The 16,385-nt window shown below is 57.8% G+C and carries 16 protein-coding genes; 15 read left to right on the top strand and 1 reads right to left on the bottom strand.

Features of this window, described 5'->3' with window-relative positions; genetic code table 11:
- Positions 1-53: 53 nt before the first annotated feature.
- The 11 genes from FHJ80_RS06360 to mgtE all read left to right on the top strand — a co-directional run bounded on the left by FHJ80_RS06360 (position 54) and on the right by mgtE (position 9,745).
- The gene (locus FHJ80_RS06360; RefSeq protein ID WP_058577331.1) at positions 54-980 is read left to right on the top strand and encodes a ParB/RepB/Spo0J family partition protein; all 927 of its coding nucleotides are present in this window, start codon (positions 54-56) and stop codon (positions 978-980) included.
- Between the two features lie 218 nt (positions 981-1,198).
- Positions 1,199-1,591 carry an ATP synthase subunit I gene (locus FHJ80_RS06355; protein WP_139526152.1) on the top strand — a complete coding sequence of 131 codons (393 nt, stop codon included), beginning with the start codon at positions 1,199-1,201 and terminating at the stop codon, positions 1,589-1,591.
- Between the two features lie 16 nt (positions 1,592-1,607).
- Positions 1,608-2,435: a F0F1 ATP synthase subunit A gene (atpB, locus tag FHJ80_RS06350; RefSeq protein WP_058577370.1), complete on the top strand. Its 828-nt coding sequence runs from the start codon at positions 1,608-1,610 to the stop codon at positions 2,433-2,435.
- Positions 2,436-2,500: 65 nt separating this feature from the next.
- Positions 2,501-2,728 carry a F0F1 ATP synthase subunit C gene (gene atpE / locus FHJ80_RS06345; protein ID WP_007112217.1) on the top strand — a complete coding sequence of 76 codons (228 nt, stop codon included), beginning with the start codon at positions 2,501-2,503 and terminating at the stop codon, positions 2,726-2,728.
- A 76-nt stretch (positions 2,729-2,804) separates the two neighbouring features.
- Entirely contained in the window at positions 2,805-3,275 is a 471-nt protein-coding gene (locus FHJ80_RS06340; RefSeq protein ID WP_044628601.1) for a F0F1 ATP synthase subunit B, read from the top strand.
- 11 nt (positions 3,276-3,286) lie between these two features.
- On the top strand, positions 3,287-3,820 hold the full coding sequence (locus FHJ80_RS06335; protein WP_058577333.1) for a F0F1 ATP synthase subunit delta: 534 nt from the start codon (positions 3,287-3,289) through the stop codon (positions 3,818-3,820).
- Between the two features lie 16 nt (positions 3,821-3,836).
- The gene (gene atpA / locus FHJ80_RS06330) at positions 3,837-5,381 is read left to right on the top strand and encodes a F0F1 ATP synthase subunit alpha (protein WP_058577334.1); all 1,545 of its coding nucleotides are present in this window, start codon (positions 3,837-3,839) and stop codon (positions 5,379-5,381) included.
- A gap of 65 nt (positions 5,382-5,446) precedes the next feature.
- Positions 5,447-6,334 (top strand): F0F1 ATP synthase subunit gamma, encoded by an 888-nt coding sequence (gene atpG, locus FHJ80_RS06325; protein ID WP_058577335.1) that lies wholly within the window; start codon positions 5,447-5,449, stop codon positions 6,332-6,334.
- Between the two features lie 76 nt (positions 6,335-6,410).
- Positions 6,411-7,790, top strand: coding sequence for a F0F1 ATP synthase subunit beta (gene atpD / locus FHJ80_RS06320; RefSeq protein WP_058577336.1), 1,380 nt, complete (start codon positions 6,411-6,413; stop codon positions 7,788-7,790).
- Between the two features lie 24 nt (positions 7,791-7,814).
- Positions 7,815-8,243, top strand: a complete 429-nt coding sequence (locus FHJ80_RS06315; protein ID WP_044628606.1) for a F0F1 ATP synthase subunit epsilon — start codon at positions 7,815-7,817, stop codon at positions 8,241-8,243.
- A 119-nt stretch (positions 8,244-8,362) separates the two neighbouring features.
- Positions 8,363-9,745 (top strand): magnesium transporter, encoded by a 1,383-nt coding sequence (gene mgtE / locus FHJ80_RS06310; RefSeq protein WP_058577337.1) that lies wholly within the window; start codon positions 8,363-8,365, stop codon positions 9,743-9,745.
- Positions 9,746-9,761: 16 nt separating this feature from the next.
- Here mgtE and FHJ80_RS06305 read toward each other — a convergent pair whose 3' ends face one another.
- Entirely contained in the window at positions 9,762-10,955 is a 1,194-nt protein-coding gene (locus FHJ80_RS06305; protein WP_058577338.1) for a cation diffusion facilitator family transporter, read from the bottom strand.
- Between the two features lie 193 nt (positions 10,956-11,148).
- Here FHJ80_RS06305 and FHJ80_RS06300 point away from each other — a divergent pair, with 193 nt between their 5' ends.
- Genes FHJ80_RS06300 through glmS form a run of 4 tightly spaced genes read left to right on the top strand, consistent with a single transcriptional unit; the run spans position 11,149 to position 16,343 of the window.
- Positions 11,149-11,949, top strand: a complete 801-nt coding sequence (locus FHJ80_RS06300; RefSeq protein WP_058577339.1) for an undecaprenyl-diphosphate phosphatase — start codon at positions 11,149-11,151, stop codon at positions 11,947-11,949.
- 26 nt (positions 11,950-11,975) lie between these two features.
- On the top strand, positions 11,976-13,094 hold the full coding sequence (locus tag FHJ80_RS06295) for an FAD:protein FMN transferase (RefSeq protein WP_139526151.1): 1,119 nt from the start codon (positions 11,976-11,978) through the stop codon (positions 13,092-13,094).
- A gap of 1 nt (position 13,095) precedes the next feature.
- Positions 13,096-14,463: a bifunctional UDP-N-acetylglucosamine diphosphorylase/glucosamine-1-phosphate N-acetyltransferase GlmU gene (gene glmU / locus FHJ80_RS06290; RefSeq protein ID WP_139526150.1), complete on the top strand. Its 1,368-nt coding sequence runs from the start codon at positions 13,096-13,098 to the stop codon at positions 14,461-14,463.
- A gap of 53 nt (positions 14,464-14,516) precedes the next feature.
- Positions 14,517-16,343, top strand: coding sequence for a glutamine--fructose-6-phosphate transaminase (isomerizing) (glmS, locus tag FHJ80_RS06285; protein WP_139526149.1), 1,827 nt, complete (start codon positions 14,517-14,519; stop codon positions 16,341-16,343).
- Positions 16,344-16,385 lie beyond the last annotated feature (42 nt).

Genomic DNA, 16,385 nt, shown 5'->3' with positions numbered 1-16,385 from the left:
GTGGCTACCGTAGCGTTAACAGTACGTAACATAAAAAGTACGAGGGAAAGCGAATGACGCGTAAACGCGCGCTAGGACGTGGCCTGGATGCCCTGATTGGTGCGGGCGCCCGTCGTCGTGACAGTTTGGATCTCACCGGCGAGACAACGCTGGACAACGCTGAGGCGTCCCTACCCGAGGGCATGTCGGATGACGCCCCCGAACGTTTGGAGCGCCTGCCGCTGGGTCAATTGACACGTGGCAAGTATCAACCTCGCCGCGACATTCAGCCCGAAGCGCTGGAAGAGCTTGCCGACTCCATTCGCGCCCAAGGGGTCATGCAACCCATTGTCGTTCGTCCCATTGGCCAAGAGCGTTACGAAATCATTGCCGGTGAGCGGCGCTGGCGAGCGGCGCAGTTGGCCGAGCTAGACGTCATTCCCGCCGTCATTCGCCACGTTAGCGATGAGGTAGCGCTGGCGCTGGCGCTGATCGAAAACATTCAGCGGGAAAATCTCAACGCGATCGAAGAGTCATTGGCCTTGAAGCGCCTGGGCGACGAATTCGAGCTAACGCAGCAGCAGATCGCCGATGCAGTAGGAAAATCCCGGACCCAAGTGGCCAATCTTCTGCGCCTGCTCGCCCTCGACCCGGAAGTGCAGACACTGCTGGAGCGGGGAGATCTCGATATGGGCCACGCCCGAGCGCTGCTATCGCTGTCCAGTGCCCAGCAGCGTCAGGTGGCCCACGAAGTGGTCAATAAAGATCTTACGGTGCGCGACACCGAGGCATTGGTAAAAAAAGTTCAGACTCAACAGGCGTCTACCTCATCTCCCAAGCAGGTCTCCAAAACACCGGACGTTGCTCGGCTCGAGACGCATTTAGGCGAACTGCTGGGTGCCCCGGTGTCGATCGACCATGGCCAAAAGGGCAAGGGGAAGGTCACCATTCGCTACACTAGCCTCGAAGAGTTGGACGGAATCCTGGCGCATATTAAATAGCAGGCTAATGGAAGATGCGGCCAGTTTTTCACCCTTTGGTCGCAAGTCGGCGCTGAAACGCGCGAAATCCGTGCAACTTCGGTTGAAGGTGTGATAGCGCTTCCCTATAATCGCGCAAGATTTGTGCAGGTTGCTTATAGGTATGCCAGAAGACACCGTGAGCAACCCGCTTAACGCGCTGGGGAATCGTTGGCTAACAGGCACGATGTTGAACGCATATGCAGCGAATTGAAACCCAGCGCAGGCGAGCCTATGTAGTCCGACTTATCTGCGCCCAGCTCGTTGTCATGCTAGTCGGCGCAGTGCTTGTTTACCCCTTTGCTCAGGTGCCAGGGGTCGTGTCGGTCATAACGGGAGCGTTGGTAGCACTGCTACCGCATGCTTTCTTCATACAGCGGTTAGGAATTTTTCGCAATACGCGCCGAATATCGGGCGCAATGGACCTGTTTCGTGCCGAGGCAGGCAAGTTTGGTTTGACGGTGGCGCTGTTTGCGCTGTTGTTCGTGGTAGTGCCCCCCTCAAACCCCGCTTTCTTTTTTAGTGCTTATGTTGCGGTTGTTCTGACGCATTGGCTTGCGCCTTGGCTAATGCCTGGGAAATCGCACAACTGATTGAGGTGACATGTCTATGGCCGCAGGAAACGAAGTCTCATCGACTTACTATATCCAGCACCACTTGCAGAACCTGACCTTTGGTAAACACCCAGAGAATGGCTGGTCGCTGGCGCACTCCGCCGAAGAAGCCCGTGAAATGGGCTTTTGGGCCATTCACTTGGACACCATGGGCTGGTCCATCGCCATGGGCCTTCTGTTCATCTGGATTTTCCGTAAAGCCGGTAAAGCGGCGACCACCGGCGTTCCCAGCGGCCTGCAAAATGCCGTTGAGATGGTCGTCGAGTTCATCGAAAACCTCACGCGGGCCACGTTCCATGGCCGCAACCCCATCATTGCGCCTCTAGCGCTCACGCTGTTCGTGTGGATTCTGCTCATGAACACGCTGAAGATCATCCCGGTCGACTATGGCCCCGAGCTCTTTAAGCGACTGGGCGTCGAGTACATGAAAATCGTACCGACCACGGACCCCAATGCCACGCTGGGTATGGCGCTAGGCGTGTTCTGTTTGATCATCTACTACAGCATCAAAGTCAAAGGTGCCGGTGGTTTCGCCAAAGAATTGTCACTAACGCCGTTCAATCACTGGGCGTTAATCCCCTTCAACCTAGTGTTGGAAGTGATTGGCCTGCTGGTGAAGCCGCTGGGTCTCGGCCTGCGTCTGTTCGGTAACATGTTCGCCGGTGAAGTTATCTTTATCCTGATTGCGCTACTACCGTTCTGGGCAATCTGGCTGTTGGACGTGCCATGGGCCATCTTCCACATCCTCGTGGTAACGCTGCAGGCCTTCATTTTCACCACGCTGTCGGTGGTTTACCTCAGCGCGGCGCACGAACACCACTAAACCAAGCAACGACGTTTTCATTAACCCTCAACCCTTAACCAAAACTTAAACTCAGGAGCAACATCATGGAAATGGTTTATCTCTCAGCTGCTATCATCATCGGTCTGGGCGCACTGGCTACCGGTATTGGCTTCGCTCTTCTGGGCGGCAAACTGCTCGAGTCGACTGCGCGTCAGCCGGAACTGGGCGACCAGCTGCAAACCAAAACCTTCATCATGGCCGGCCTGCTGGACGCCGTTCCGATGATCGGTGTTGGTATCGCGATGTACCTGATCTTCGTTGTCGCCGGTTAATGCAGCTTGACCGAGCGGTCATCCGCTCGGTTTTGTTTCACTCCGGTCGCCACGAACTTGTCAGAGGTACATCCCTGTGAATATCAACATGACGCTTATCGGGCAGACGATCGCCTTCGCGATCTTTGTCTGGTTTTGCATAAAGTATGTGTGGCCTCCGATCAGCAACGCGCTTCACGAGCGTCAGAAGAAAATTGCTGATGGCTTGGACGCAGCCAGCCGTGCGACGCGCGACCTTGAGCTTGCTCAAGAGCGTGCTGAGCAAACGCTGCGTGAAAGCAAGGAGCAGGCTTCTCAAATTCTCGAGCAAGCCAACAAGCGCTCTGCTCAAATGATCGAAGAAGCACGCGAACAGGCTCGCGCTGAAGGCGAACGCCTGATGGCAAGCGCTCGTTCCGAAATCGAGCAAGAAGTGAATCGTGCAAAAGACGAGCTTCGTGCCCAGGTTTCTCACCTCGCCATCCTAGGTGCCGAGCGTGTCCTTGAAGCTTCGGTCGACGAGAAAGCACATCGCAAGTTACTTGATGAGCTTGCTGCTGAACTGTAAGGAGGTGACCCATGGCGGAATTATTGACCGTCGCTCGTCCTTACGCTAAGGCGGCGTTTGAATACGCGCGTGATCATGAGGCGCTTGATAGCTGGTCCAAAGCGCTGGGTTTTTTAAGCGCAGCGGTTGCCAACAGCGATGTACGTCGCCTGCTGGGCAGTCCAAAGCTCGAGAACGACAAAAAGGTCGCTCTGCTCTCTGATATGTTGCCGGAGCAGAGCACCGACGTGTCGCGCTTTCTGGATACCCTGGCCGACCAAGGTCGTCTGTTGGCTCTGCCTTTCATCGCTGAACAGTTCGAGCACCTGCGTGCCGATCATGAGCAGCGAGTCGAGGTATTGGTCACGTCCGCCTACGAGTTGGACAGCCAACAGCAGACCAAGCTAGCAAACGCGCTCAAGAAACGTCTGAATCGCGAAATCTCCATTACTACTCAGGTGGACAAGGCGCTGATTGGCGGTGTCATCCTGCGTGCCGGCGATACCGTCATTGACGGTTCGGTGCGTGGTCGATTGAACCGACTTTCCGAAGCGCTGACCGCTTGAGTCTGAGGGACATGGCATGCAGCAACTGAATCCTTCCGAGATCAGCGACATCATCAAGCAGCGAATCGAGAAGCTTGACGTCGCATCCGAAGCCCGTAATCAGGGCACCATCGTCAGCGTTTCCGACGGTATCGTGAAAATTCACGGCCTCGAAGACGCGATGTTCGGTGAAATGATCGAATTCCCCAACAGCATCTTCGGCATGGTACTCAACCTGGAGCGTGACTCCGTGGGTGCCGTTGTCCTGGGTGACTACCTGCAGCTCGAAGAAGGCATGACCGCCCAGTGTACCGGTCGCATTCTGGAAGTGCCGGTAGGCCCGGAGCTGGTGGGTCGTGTGGTCGATGCGCTGGGTAACCCCATCGACGGCAAAGGCGACATCAACGCCAAACAGACTGACGCGGTCGAAAAAGTGGCGCCTGGCGTTATTACCCGTCAGTCCGTTGACGAGCCGATCCAAACCGGTCTGAAATCCATCGACGCCATGGTACCGATCGGTCGTGGTCAGCGTGAGTTGATCATCGGTGACCGTCAGATCGGTAAATCCGCCATTGCCATCGATGCGATCATCAACCAGAAAGGCAAAGGCGTGACCTGTGTCTACGTCGCCATCGGTCAGAAGCAGTCGACCATTGCCAACGTGGTGCGCAAGTTAGAAGAGCACGGCGCGATGGATCACACCATCGTCGTGGCCGCGGGCGCTGCCGACCCGGCACCGATGCAGTTCTTGGCCGCTTACTCTGGCTGCACCATGGGCGAGTACTTCCGTGACCGCGGTGAAGACGCACTGATCGTGTATGACGATCTTTCCAAGCAGGCCGTTGCCTACCGCCAGGTATCGCTGCTGCTGCGTCGTCCGCCGGGCCGTGAAGCTTACCCGGGTGACGTGTTCTATCTCCACTCGCGTCTGTTGGAGCGTGCCGCTCGCGTCAACGCCGACTACGTCGAGAAGTTCACCAACGGCGAAGTGAAGGGCAAAACCGGTTCCTTGACCGCACTGCCGATCATCGAAACACAAGGTGGTGACGTATCGGCGTTCGTTCCGACCAACGTTATCTCTATCACCGATGGTCAGATCTTCCTGGAAACCAACCTGTTCAACTCCGGTATTCGTCCCGCGATCAACGCAGGTCTCTCGGTTTCTCGTGTCGGTGGTGCTGCGCAGACCAAGATCATCAAGAAACTGGGGGGCGGTGTTCGTCTGGCCCTGGCTCAGTATCGTGAACTGGCGGCGTTCTCGCAGTTTGCCTCTGACCTTGATGAAGCGACGCGCAAGCAGCTCGAGCACGGCCAACGCGTGACCGAACTGATGAAGCAGAAGCAGTACTCGCCGATGTCAGTGGCGGAAATGGCGCTGTCTCTGTACGCCGCTAACGAAGGTCACCTGGACGATGTGAGCGTCGACAAGGTGCTGGACTTCGAACGTGCCCTGCACGACTACATGAAGTCCGAGCACAGCGAGCTGCTCGATAAGATCAACCAGACCGGCGACTACAACGGTGAGATTCAGGACGGCTTGAAGTCAGGTCTCGAGAAGTTCAAGGCGACTCAGAGCTGGTAATGTCCGGCCCGCCTACGGGCGGGCTTGCATGCTTTCTGAGAGCCACGAACGAAAGGTAGATCGCTATGGCAGCTGCAAAAGAGATACGCACCCAGATCGGGAGCATTAAAAATACGCAGAAGATTACCAGCGCCATGGAAATGGTGGCTGCATCGAAAATGCGTAAAGCGCAAGATCTGATGAAGGCTGGCCAGCCGTACGCCAAGCAGATTCGTAACGTGGTAGGCCACATTGCCGACGCGAACCCCGAGTACAAGCACGACTATATGGTCGAGCGTAACGAGGTAAAGCGTGTTGGTTACATTGTGGTCTCCACCGATCGTGGCCTGTGTGGCGGCTTGAACGTCAACCTGTTCAAGGCAGTGGTGAAAGACGCCGTTGCCTGGAAACAGCAAGGCGCTGAGCTGGACTTCTGTGCCCTCGGTTCGAAAGCCGGTGCTTTCTTCCGCAACTATGGCGGCAACTTGATTGCGGCCAAGAGCGGACTAGGGGAAGCACCGACCGTCGAGGGTCTGATCGGTAGTGTCAAGGTCATGCTCGAAGCGTATGACGAAGGACGCCTGGATCGTCTGTACGTGGTGTATAACGAGTTCGTCAACACCATGACCCAGCGGCCCGTCGTGCGTCAGCTTCTTCCGCTGTCGCCTGACATGGGCGCTGACGCTAAGCATGACGAAGAAAACGCCCGTCCCGGAAGCTGGGACTACCTGTATGAACCGGATGCCAAGGCGTTGCTAGACAGCCTGTTGGTTCGATTCATCGAATCGCAGGTGTATCAGGCGGTAGTCGAAAACGGTGCGTGCGAACAGGCCGCCCGAATGATCGCTATGAAGAGTGCCACTGATAACGCGGGCAACCTGATCGACGATCTGGAAATGGTGTACAACAAGGCCCGTCAGGCCGCCATCACCCAGGAAATTTCCGAGATCGTCGGCGGCGCTTCAGCCGTATAACGCCAAGGGAGCCTGCCATCGCTAAGGTGGCTCCCGGCAAACAGGTTTCATTTGCAGGTTTTTGAGAGGAACCAAGATGAGCGGACGTATCGTACAAATCATCGGCGCGGTGATTGACGTAGAGTTTCCGCGGGACTCTGTGCCCAAGGTCTACGACGCGCTGAAGGTCTCCAACGTTGAGACCATCCTCGAAGTCCAGCAGCAGCTGGGCGACGGCGTAGTACGCGCCATTGCCATGGGCTCCACCGAGGGCTTGAAACGTGGCTTGGACGTAACCAACACAGGTGCCGCGATTTCCGTACCGGTCGGTAAGGAAACGCTGGGTCGCATCATGAACGTACTCGGCGAGCCGATCGACGAAGCAGGTGAGATCGGTGAGCAAGAGCGTATGCCGATCCACCGCAAAGCGCCGAGCTATGCCGATCAGGCAGCGTCTAACGAGCTGCTCGAGACCGGTATCAAGGTCATCGATCTGGTCTGCCCTTTCGCGAAAGGCGGTAAGGTCGGTCTGTTCGGCGGTGCGGGTGTTGGTAAAACCGTTAACATGATGGAGCTTATCCGCAACATCGCCACCGAGCACAGCGGCTACTCTGTCTTCGCTGGTGTCGGTGAGCGTACGCGTGAGGGTAACGACTTCTATCACGAAATGACCGAATCCAACGTTATCGACAAGGTAGCGCTGGTCTACGGTCAGATGAACGAGCCGCCCGGTAACCGTCTTCGCGTGGCGCTGACCGGTTTGACCATTGCGGAAAAATTCCGTGATGAAGGCCGCGACGTTCTGCTGTTCGTCGACAACATCTACCGTTACACCCTGGCCGGTACCGAAGTATCCGCCCTGCTGGGTCGTATGCCGTCTGCGGTAGGTTATCAGCCGACGCTGGCCGAAGAGATGGGCGTTCTGCAGGAACGTATCACCTCGACCAAAACGGGCTCTATCACTTCCGTACAGGCCGTTTACGTCCCGGCGGATGACTTGACCGACCCCTCGCCAGCCACCACCTTCTCGCACCTGGATGCGACCGTGGTACTGGCGCGTTCCATCGCCGAGCTGGGTATCTACCCCGCGATCGACCCGCTGGACTCCACCTCGCGTCAGCTGGATCCGCTGGTCGTCGGTGAAGAGCACTACGACGTAGCGCGTGGCGTTCAGAACGTTCTGCAGCGTTACAAGGAACTGAAGGACATCATCGCGATTCTGGGTATGGACGAGCTGTCTGACGAAGACAAGCTGGCCGTTGCCCGTGCGCGTAAGATCCAGCGCTTCCTGTCGCAGCCGTTCTTCGTGGCCGAGGTCTTCACGGGCTCGCCCGGTAAGTACGTGTCGCTGAAAGACACCATTCGTGGCTTCCAGGGCATCCTCGCGGGTGACTACGACGATCTGCCGGAACAGGCCTTCTACATGGTCGGCTCCATCGACGAAGCTGTCGAAAAAGCCAACCAGATGAAGAAGTAATCCCGTCCATTAGGGGGATTCGCTATGGCGAATAGCTTCACTTGCAATATCGTCAGCGCAGAAGCATCCATCTTCTCAGGTAAGGTTGAGCAGGTGATTGCTTCCGGGATTATGGGTGACCTCGGCATTTTGCCGGGGCACGCCCCGCTGCTGACCGAGCTTCAGCCGGGCCCGATCCGCGTGATCCACGATGATGGCAAGGAAGAGAACTTCTTTGTCTCTGGCGGCTTCATGGAAGTCCAGCCAGATGTCGTGACGATCCTGGCAGACGCTGCGGCGCGTGCCAGCGACCTCGACGAGGCCGCTGCCGAGGAAGCGCGTCAGCAGGCGCTGAAAGCCTTTAACGAGAAGTCAGCGGAGCTGGATTATACCCGTGCTGCCGCTGAACTTGCCGAAGCCGTTGCTCAGCTGCGAACGATTCAGCAGCTGCGTAAAAAGGCGGGTAAAGGCTAGTTAGACGCTCTGCGTAATCAAACGCCCCTTAAACCCGATTCAGGGTTTAAGGGGCGTTTTTTTTTGTCTGTTAATATGCGGGTGAGTTATCCCAGAGTTGAACGTCTTAGGAGCGGGCGATGGCGCTAAACGAAGAAGCCTTACAGGCGTTGAAGACCGAGCTGCTCGATGAGCTGGTCAAGGAAGATCCCAGTAAGTCGCAATTGGCGGAACGCCTCGCCGAAATCCGCTCGGCTGACATCGGCGAAGTGCTCGAAGAGCTGATCGAAGAAGATGAAGAGTTAAGCGCCGCTTTGACGGTGTTGGACATTCTCTCCACCGAACGAGCCGCCAATGTGTTGGGCTATCTACCCAAAGAGAGCCAGCTCGAGGTCGTAGGTGAACTGTCCGATACCCAGGTGCTCAAGCTGCTCGAAGAGATGGGCTCCGATGAGCGGGCGGATTTGTTCAACCGGCTTGGGGAAGACCGTCGCGAAGCGCTGTTGCGTCGTATGGCGCACCAGGAGCGCGAGGATCTCAAGCGCTTGGCGAGCTATGAAGAGGGCACTGCCGGCGCCATCATGACCTCTGACTATGTTGCCATAGCCAGTGGCATGACGGTGTCACAAGCAATGATGCGCGTGCGCCAAACCGCGCCCGATGCGGAAACGGTCTACCAGCTCTATGTGTTGGACAGCGACGGCCATCTGATCGGCACCATGTCGCTGCGTCAACTCATGGTCGCGCGTCCTGGGGCAGTGGTCGACGACATCATGATTAAAGACGTCATCAACACGCCTGTGGACAAAGCGCAGGAGGAGGTGGCGCGTATCGTGGCCCGCTACGATTTGCTGGCGCTGCCGGTGATCGATGCCGATGGGCGTATGGTAGGGATCGTCACCCACGACGATGCCATGGACGTCGCTGAGTCGGAAGCCACCGAAGATATCCACAAAGGGATGTCCATCGGTCAGCTAGAGGATGGCGTGAGCCGGGTACCGCTGTGGAGTCTTTACCGCAAACGCGTGTTTTGGCTGGTCTTGCTGGTCTTTGCCAACCTTTTTTCGGGGGCGGGCATCGCTTATTTCGAGGAGACCATTGCTGCTCAGGTGGCGCTGGTATTTTTCTTACCGCTGCTGATCGGTAGCGGCGGTAATGCCGGTGCGCAGGCCGCCACGCTGATGGTGCGCGGCATGGCCACCGGCGACGTAGGTGTGAAGGATTGGAGCAAGATGCTTGGGCGTGAGCTGTTGGTGGCCGGTTCATTGGGTTTGACCATGGCCATTGCCGTCGCCCCCATTGGGATTTTTCGTGGCGGGGAAGCGGTGGCCATCATCGTGGCGCTCAGCATGGTGACCATCGTGCTGTTTGGCAGCTTGATCGGCATGTGCTTGCCGTTCGTTTTGGAGCGCTTCAAAGTAGACCCCGCGACGGCCTCGGCTCCGCTGGTGACCACGCTGATCGACGCCACCGGCGTACTGATTTACTTCAGTATTGCAACGGCCATACTTGCCGGCGTCTGATCTGGGTTAGGGTAGCCTAGCGCATGGCGCTGCTGGCCGCCCGGGTGATGAACATGACCTCCACATGACCCAGCCACTCGATGTCGCTGGCGAGCGCCTTGAGCTGGCTCGCCAAACACTGAGGCGGCTGGTGAACGGCGTCGCCAATGATCAGCGACACCGAGACCTTATCGTCCAAGTAGTGAAGCTGTAGGTCATTCAGCGTGCGCCACACCGGATGGCGGTACCATCGCTCGTTCAGCGCCGCTTCCACTTCTGGACGCAGCGGCAGGCCGGGTAGGCGGCTCGGGTCGCCTTCACCAGCGTCATCTTCTGGGTCGACGTGAAAGATGACGTCGGTCAGCAGTGGGAATTCATGGCGCAGGCGACGGCTCACTTCGTTGCCGATTTCATGGGCTTCCGACACGGTGATCTTCGGCCCGACCACCACGTGCAGATCCACCATCACCCACCCGGCAGACTGGCGAGTGCGCAGGTCGTGGACACTATCCACCCCCGGCACGCTGCAGGCGACGTCGTGCATCTGCTGCTGAATATCTTCGGGCAGCGCGGTATCCACCAGCTCGCGTGCGGACTCCCACAACAAATCCCAACCCACCTTACCCACCAACAGCCCGACGATGATCGCGGCGATGGCGTCCAGCCAACCCAGGCCAAACTGAGCGCCTACCAGTGCCACCAGTACCACGGCAGTCGACAGGGCATCGCTGCGCGAGTGCCAAGCGTTGGCTTCCAGCAATTTGGATTTCACCCGCTTTGCTACTCGCATGGTGTAGCGGAAGATCCACTCTTTGCTAAGTAGGGCCAAAACGGTAATGGCAATGGCGATCAGGCCAGGGGCGTTGACCTCCGTGCCGCTGAACAGGCGATCCAGGCTCGACCAGGCAATACCCCCGGCCACGAAAATCAGCACGCTACCGAGCAGCAGCGTGGTCAGGGTTTCGATCCGGCCATGGCCGTAGTGGTGGTCGTTATCGGGCTCTTGGCGGCCATAGTGAATGGCTGCCAGCACGAACCCATCGGTCACGAGGTCGGAGAGCGAATGGATACCATCGGCAATGAGGGCTGCCGAACCGACCAAAAAGCCCACAGCGACTTTAATGACGCTCAGGAAACCGTCTAGCCAAGCGCCGATATAGGTCACGCGCTTGGCTTCTTGGCTATCTAGCTCGTGGTTGGGAACCACTGGCGTTTCTACGGTCTGAGTCATGAGGTACCTGCAGGGACGCACACTTCCATTAGATGCCCATTGTAGCTTACCGCCGGGCAAGCTCTATACCCTCTTGTGCATTCTCAGGCGTTACCGGTGCGGACAATGAAAGTTGGGATGTGTATCCTAAGCGCCGCTGCAGGTGAGACGACCTCATTTCATAACGCAACACAGAACATAGACAGGACGACCTATGGATTGGCTCCAAGTGGTAGTATTGGCGGTGGTGCAGGGGCTCACTGAATTTCTTCCGATTTCCAGCTCCGCTCATCTGATTTTGGTGCCGGTGCTCACCACCTGGGAAGACCAAGGTCTCGCGTTCGATGTGGCACTCCACTTGGGTAGCTTGAGCGCCGTCGTCCTCTATTTTCGCCAGGAAATTTGGCAAATGATCGCTAGCAGCCTCACGGCGGTAAGAGGCAAAGGCGTCAATGAGGATGCGCGTCTGGCGTTTTGGGTGGTCGTGGCCACCTTGCCGGTGTGCATCGTCGGCTTTCTTCTCCATGACCTGATCGCAGGCTACATGCGCTCGACGCTGATCATCGGCCTTAGCCTGATCGGCTTTGGCTTACTGCTAGGCTACGCCGACTGGAAAAAGCGTGGTATCCGCAGCGAGTATCAGTTGACGCTAAAAGACGTGCTGATCATCGGCGGCGCTCAGGTATTAGCGCTGATCCCCGGTACGTCGCGCTCGGGGATCACGATGACCGCGGCGCTGATGGTTGGCATGAATCGAGAAGGCGCCGCGCGCTTCTCGTTCTTGCTCTCGATTCCCGTCATCGTGCTCGCCGGTGGCCTCGAAGCGGTGAATCTCTTCAAAGCGCCTCACTCGATCGACGTACCCGCTATGCTAATAGGGGCGCTTTTATCGGGTATCAGCGCCTTCGTGTGTATTCACTACTTTCTCGTCGTAATCAAAAAGCTGGGGATGCAGCCGTTCGTGGTATACCGCGTGCTGTTTGGTGCCTGGCTACTCTGGTTTTTTCATTTCTAACCCGCGCGTTCAATGAAGGACATCGGATGAAGGGCTATCAAACCGCGTGTAGGCGACTGGGCGTCGTGGCACTGCTCGGCACGCTATTGGCAGGCTGTTCGGAAAGTGATCGGCCACTGGAGTCTCCGGTGCGCTTCGAGGGCGGTATTTTTGGTACGTATTATCAAATGACTCTGGTCGACCCACTCACCCAGGGCGACGCGAACGCATTGGAAGAGGGCATCCTAGCCGAGATGGAAGACGTGGACCACGCCATGTCGACCTACCGCGACGACTCCGAGCTGGTCGCTTTTAACGAAGCGCCGCTTGGGGAGTGGCAGCCGCTCTCCAACGAGCTGATCGAAGTGCTGGCGATTAGCCGTTCGGTGTCGGAAGCAAGCGAAGGGGCCTTCGATATCACCATTGGCGATGTGGTGAATCTATGGAGCTTTGGGCCCGAGGCACGTCCCGAAGAGGTGCCCAGCGATGCCGAACTCAGCGAGCGTATGGCCACCATTGGTTTCGATGCGGTGGAAGTCGATACCCAGCGCATGCAAGCACGTCGCCTGCGTGATGTCTTTGCCGATCTCTCCGGCGTCGCCAAAGGCCACGCCACCGACCGCGTGGCGGCGTATCTGGATCAGCAGGGCATCGATAATTACCTGGTCAATATCGGTGGCGGGCTGATTGCCCGCGGTTACCGGGACATCGAAGATCAAACGCCTTGGCGTGTCGGCATTGAAGTGCCGCAAAGCGGCGTGCCGGAAGCGCAGCACGTGTTGGCGCTGGAGGGGATGTCAGTGGCCACGTCGGGCGATTATCGCAACTACTTTGAAGTCGATGGCGAGCGCTTCTCTCATCTTCTGGATCCGCGAACCGGTCAGCCCATCAAGCATCAGCTAGCGTCGGTATCGGTGTTCCACCCCTCCAATGCCTGGGCCGATGCTTGGGCCACGGCGCTCACCGTCGTGGGGAGCGAGCAGGGTATGCAGCTGGCCGTCGAAAACAACCTCAATATTTTGATGTTAGTACGTGAGGGGGAGCGTTGGCGTAGCTTGGCGAGCCCCGCCTTCGTCAACTATTTCGGTGATGCGCTGATCGATGAACTGGGCATCGAGCCCTGGACGGCCTCCTCAGCGAATCGCCAAATGCAAACAGGTGAATGACATGCACGACCTCGATATCGTCATCTTAGCCGCAGGTAAAGGCACACGGATGCGCTCTCAGTTGCCCAAAGTACTGCACACGCTAGCGGGTAAGCCCATGGTAGAGCACGTACTGGCAACGGCCAGTGGCCTGAATCCGAGTCGTACCCACGTGGTGATTGGCCATGGTGCTGACCAACTTCGCGACGCGTTGGCGGAGTATGATGTCTCGTTTGCACTGCAGGAAGAGCAAAAAGGCACCGGACATGCGGTGGCTCAGGCGCAGCCTCAGTTGGGCAGCGGTATCGTGTTGGTACTGTATGGCGACGTACCGCTGATTCGTCGCGATACGTTGGCCGACCTGCTGGCTAAGGTGGATGAGCAGCACATGGGCCTGCTCACCGTCACGCTGGAAGACCCCAGTGGCTATGGGCGTATCGTGCGCGATGTCGAGGGCCACGCCGTGGCGATCGTCGAGCAGAAAGATGCCAATGAGGAGCAGCTGGCGATTAACGAGTGCAACACCGGCATCATGGCCATGACCAGCGCTCAACTGAAGCGTTGGCTGCCCCAACTCTCGGCAGAGAATGCCCAGGGAGAGTACTACCTGACCGACGTGATCGCCATGGCGGCCAGTGAGGGCATCAAGGTCGCCACCGCACAGCCACACGCTGCCACAGAGGTGGAAGGGGTCAATAATCGCGTGCAAATGGCCCGTCTAGAGCGTGCCTACCAGCAGCAAACGGCGGAGACGCTGATGGCTCAAGGCGTTGCCTTGGCCGACCCCGCACGCATCGACGTGCGCGGTAAGCTCACCTGCGGCCACGACGTCTTCATCGACGTAGGCTGCGTGTTCGAAGGGAACGTCGAACTTGGCGAAGGCGTGCGGGTCGGGCCCTACTGCGTCATCAAGGACAGCACCATCGGCGCGGAAAGCGAGATTCACAGCCACAGCGTGGTCGATACGACCGTGGCGGCGGGCCTTAACCAGGTGGGACCCTACGCGCGGCTGCGCCCCGGAACCCGCTTGGCGGTCAAAGCCAAGGTCGGTAATTTTGTCGAAACCAAAAACGCTGACGTGGGTGAAGGAAGCAAAATCAATCATTTGAGTTATGTGGGGGATGCTCGTCTGGGGCGCGATGTGAACGTGGGCGCGGGCACCATCACCTGCAATTACGACGGCGTAAACAAGCACCGCACCGAGATTGGCGATAATGCCTTCATCGGTTCCAATACCGCGCTGGTGGCACCCGTCACGGTGGGCAAAGGGGCCACCGTCGGCGCGGGATCCACGATTGCCAAAGACGTCGCCGAGCACGCCTTGGCCGTGACCCGCAGCCGACAGCTAGAGAAGCCCGACTGGCCGCGCCCGGTGAAAACGACTAAATAAGTGCATCGACACGTTGAATAATGCGGCGTGCAAACGCCCTAGGAGAAAGAGTTATGTGTGGCATCGTCGCAGCGGTTGCACAACGCAATGTGCAGGGAATTTTGCTGGAAGGACTCAAACGTCTGGAGTATCGCGGTTATGACTCTTCTGGCATGACGGTGCTGAACGACGGTGCCTTAACGCGACACCGTGCCTTGGGTAAGGTCTCGGCACTGGCCGAACGATTGGATATTGCGGCGTTACCGGGCAGTAGCGGTATTGCGCACACTCGCTGGGCCACGCACGGTAAACCCTCCGAGGCCAATGCGCATCCGCATCACAGCAGCGATACCGTTGCCGTGGTTCATAACGGCATCATCGAAAACTACGAGCAGATCAAAGAGACGCTGCAAGGTAGCGGTTACACGTTCACTTCGGAAACCGATACCGAAGTGATCGCCCACTTGCTGGCGGAAACACTCGCTACGGGCAAAACGCTGTTCGAGGCGACGCAGGAGATCGTGCATGGTCTTGGCGGTGCTTACGCACTGGGCGTGATGAGCGTGACCGAACCCAATGTGGTGGTGGGCGCGCGCCAAGGAAGCCCGCTAGTCGTGGGTGTCGGGATCGACGAAGCCTTTTTAGCCTCTGACCCGCTGGCGCTTTTACAGGTGACCGATCGCTTTATCTATCTGGAAGAGGGCGATGTAGTCGAGCTGCGTGAGGGCGGTGCCCTTCGCATCGTCGATCGGCAAGGCGATACGGCCGAGCGCCCGGTGCATACCTTCGAGCATGGCGACGGCGCAGCCAGCAAGGGCGAGTATCGTCACTACATGCTCAAGGAAATTTTCGAGCAGCCCAAGGTTATCGAAGCCGCTCTGGAAGGTCGGCTGAGCGCCAACAGCGTACTGGTCGAAAGTTTTGGGCCAGAGGCCCAGGCGTTGTTCCAGAAAGCCCGGCAGGTGCATATCATTGCCTGCGGCACCAGCTATCATGCAGGCTTGGTGGCGCGTTACTGGTTGGAGCGCTACGCCGGGGTGCCGGTACAGGTCGAAGTGGCCTCCGAGTATCGCTACCGTCACCCAGTCGTGCCGGAAGGGACACTGTTCGTCACGCTCTCCCAATCGGGCGAAACCGCCGATACGCTGGCGGCGCTGCGCTTTGCCAAGACGCTGAGCTATGTCGGCTCGCTGGCGATCTGCAACGTGCCCGGAAGCTCCCTGGTGCGGGAGTCCGACATGTCGCTGATGACCCGCGCGGGCCCAGAAATTGGCGTCGCCTCGACCAAAGCGTTTACCACTCAGTTGATTGCGCTGATGCTGCTGACGCTATCGGTCAGTAAAGCAAAGGGCCAGCCAGCGCAGCCAGAGATCATTGGCGCCCTGCAGGCACTGCCCGCGCTCTGTCAGCAGGTGTTGGGTCTCGATCGGCAGATCGAAGTGCTTTCTCAGGCATTTGCAGAGAAGCATCACGCGCTCTTCCTGGGTCGTGGGGCGCACTACCCCATTGCTTTAGAAGGCGCGCTAAAGCTCAAGGAGATTTCCTATATCCACGCGGAAGCCTATCCGGCCGGCGAGCTCAAACACGGCCCGCTGGCGCTGGTGGATAGCGAGATGCCGGTCATCTCGGTAGCCCCCAACGATGACCTGCTGGAAAAGCTAAAATCCAATCTCCAAGAAGTACGCGCCCGTGGGGGACAGCTATTCGTATTTGCCGATCAAAAGGTAGGGATTAACTCCCAAGACGATATTCACGTTTTGGAGCTACCGAATGTTCATGAAGCGCTAGCACCGCTACTCTATACCTTGCCACTGCAGCTTCTGAGCTATCATGTGGCGGTCCTGAAAGGCACCGATGTGGATCAACCGCGTAACCTTGCCAAGAGCGTGACCGTTGAATGATCGAAGCGTCACAATTAATTGCAATCGAATGAATAAAGCGCT

The organism is Halomonas sp. BL6 (assembly GCF_006228115.1).
Lineage (GTDB): Bacteria > Pseudomonadota > Gammaproteobacteria > Pseudomonadales > Halomonadaceae > Vreelandella > Vreelandella piezotolerans.
Note: the sequence above shows the minus strand (reverse complement) of the source record. Positions and strands in the feature narration are given on the sequence as shown.

Excerpts from the sequence above, each read along its gene's own strand:
- FHJ80_RS06300 (WP_058577339.1), top strand. The coding sequence starts at position 11,149 with ATGGATTGGCTCCAAGTGGTAGTATTGGCGGTGGTGCAGGGGCTCACT.
- mgtE (WP_058577337.1), top strand. The coding sequence starts at position 8,363 with ATGGCGCTAAACGAAGAAGCCTTACAGGCGTTGAAGACCGAGCTGCTC.
- atpE (WP_007112217.1), top strand. The coding sequence starts at position 2,501 with ATGGAAATGGTTTATCTCTCAGCTGCTATCATCATCGGTCTGGGCGCA.
- FHJ80_RS06315 (WP_044628606.1), top strand. The coding sequence starts at position 7,815 with ATGGCGAATAGCTTCACTTGCAATATCGTCAGCGCAGAAGCATCCATC.
- FHJ80_RS06360 (WP_058577331.1), top strand. The coding sequence starts at position 54 with ATGACGCGTAAACGCGCGCTAGGACGTGGCCTGGATGCCCTGATTGGT.
- glmU (WP_139526150.1), top strand. The coding sequence starts at position 13,096 with ATGCACGACCTCGATATCGTCATCTTAGCCGCAGGTAAAGGCACACGG.
- glmS (WP_139526149.1), top strand. The coding sequence starts at position 14,517 with ATGTGTGGCATCGTCGCAGCGGTTGCACAACGCAATGTGCAGGGAATT.
- FHJ80_RS06335 (WP_058577333.1), top strand. The coding sequence starts at position 3,287 with ATGGCGGAATTATTGACCGTCGCTCGTCCTTACGCTAAGGCGGCGTTT.
- atpD (WP_058577336.1), top strand. The coding sequence starts at position 6,411 with ATGAGCGGACGTATCGTACAAATCATCGGCGCGGTGATTGACGTAGAG.
- FHJ80_RS06295 (WP_139526151.1), top strand. The coding sequence starts at position 11,976 with ATGAAGGGCTATCAAACCGCGTGTAGGCGACTGGGCGTCGTGGCACTG.
- FHJ80_RS06305 (WP_058577338.1), bottom strand. The coding sequence starts at position 10,955 with ATGACTCAGACCGTAGAAACGCCAGTGGTTCCCAACCACGAGCTAGAT.
- atpB (WP_058577370.1), top strand. The coding sequence starts at position 1,608 with ATGGCCGCAGGAAACGAAGTCTCATCGACTTACTATATCCAGCACCAC.
- FHJ80_RS06355 (WP_139526152.1), top strand. The coding sequence starts at position 1,199 with ATGCAGCGAATTGAAACCCAGCGCAGGCGAGCCTATGTAGTCCGACTT.
- atpG (WP_058577335.1), top strand. The coding sequence starts at position 5,447 with ATGGCAGCTGCAAAAGAGATACGCACCCAGATCGGGAGCATTAAAAAT.
- atpA (WP_058577334.1), top strand. The coding sequence starts at position 3,837 with ATGCAGCAACTGAATCCTTCCGAGATCAGCGACATCATCAAGCAGCGA.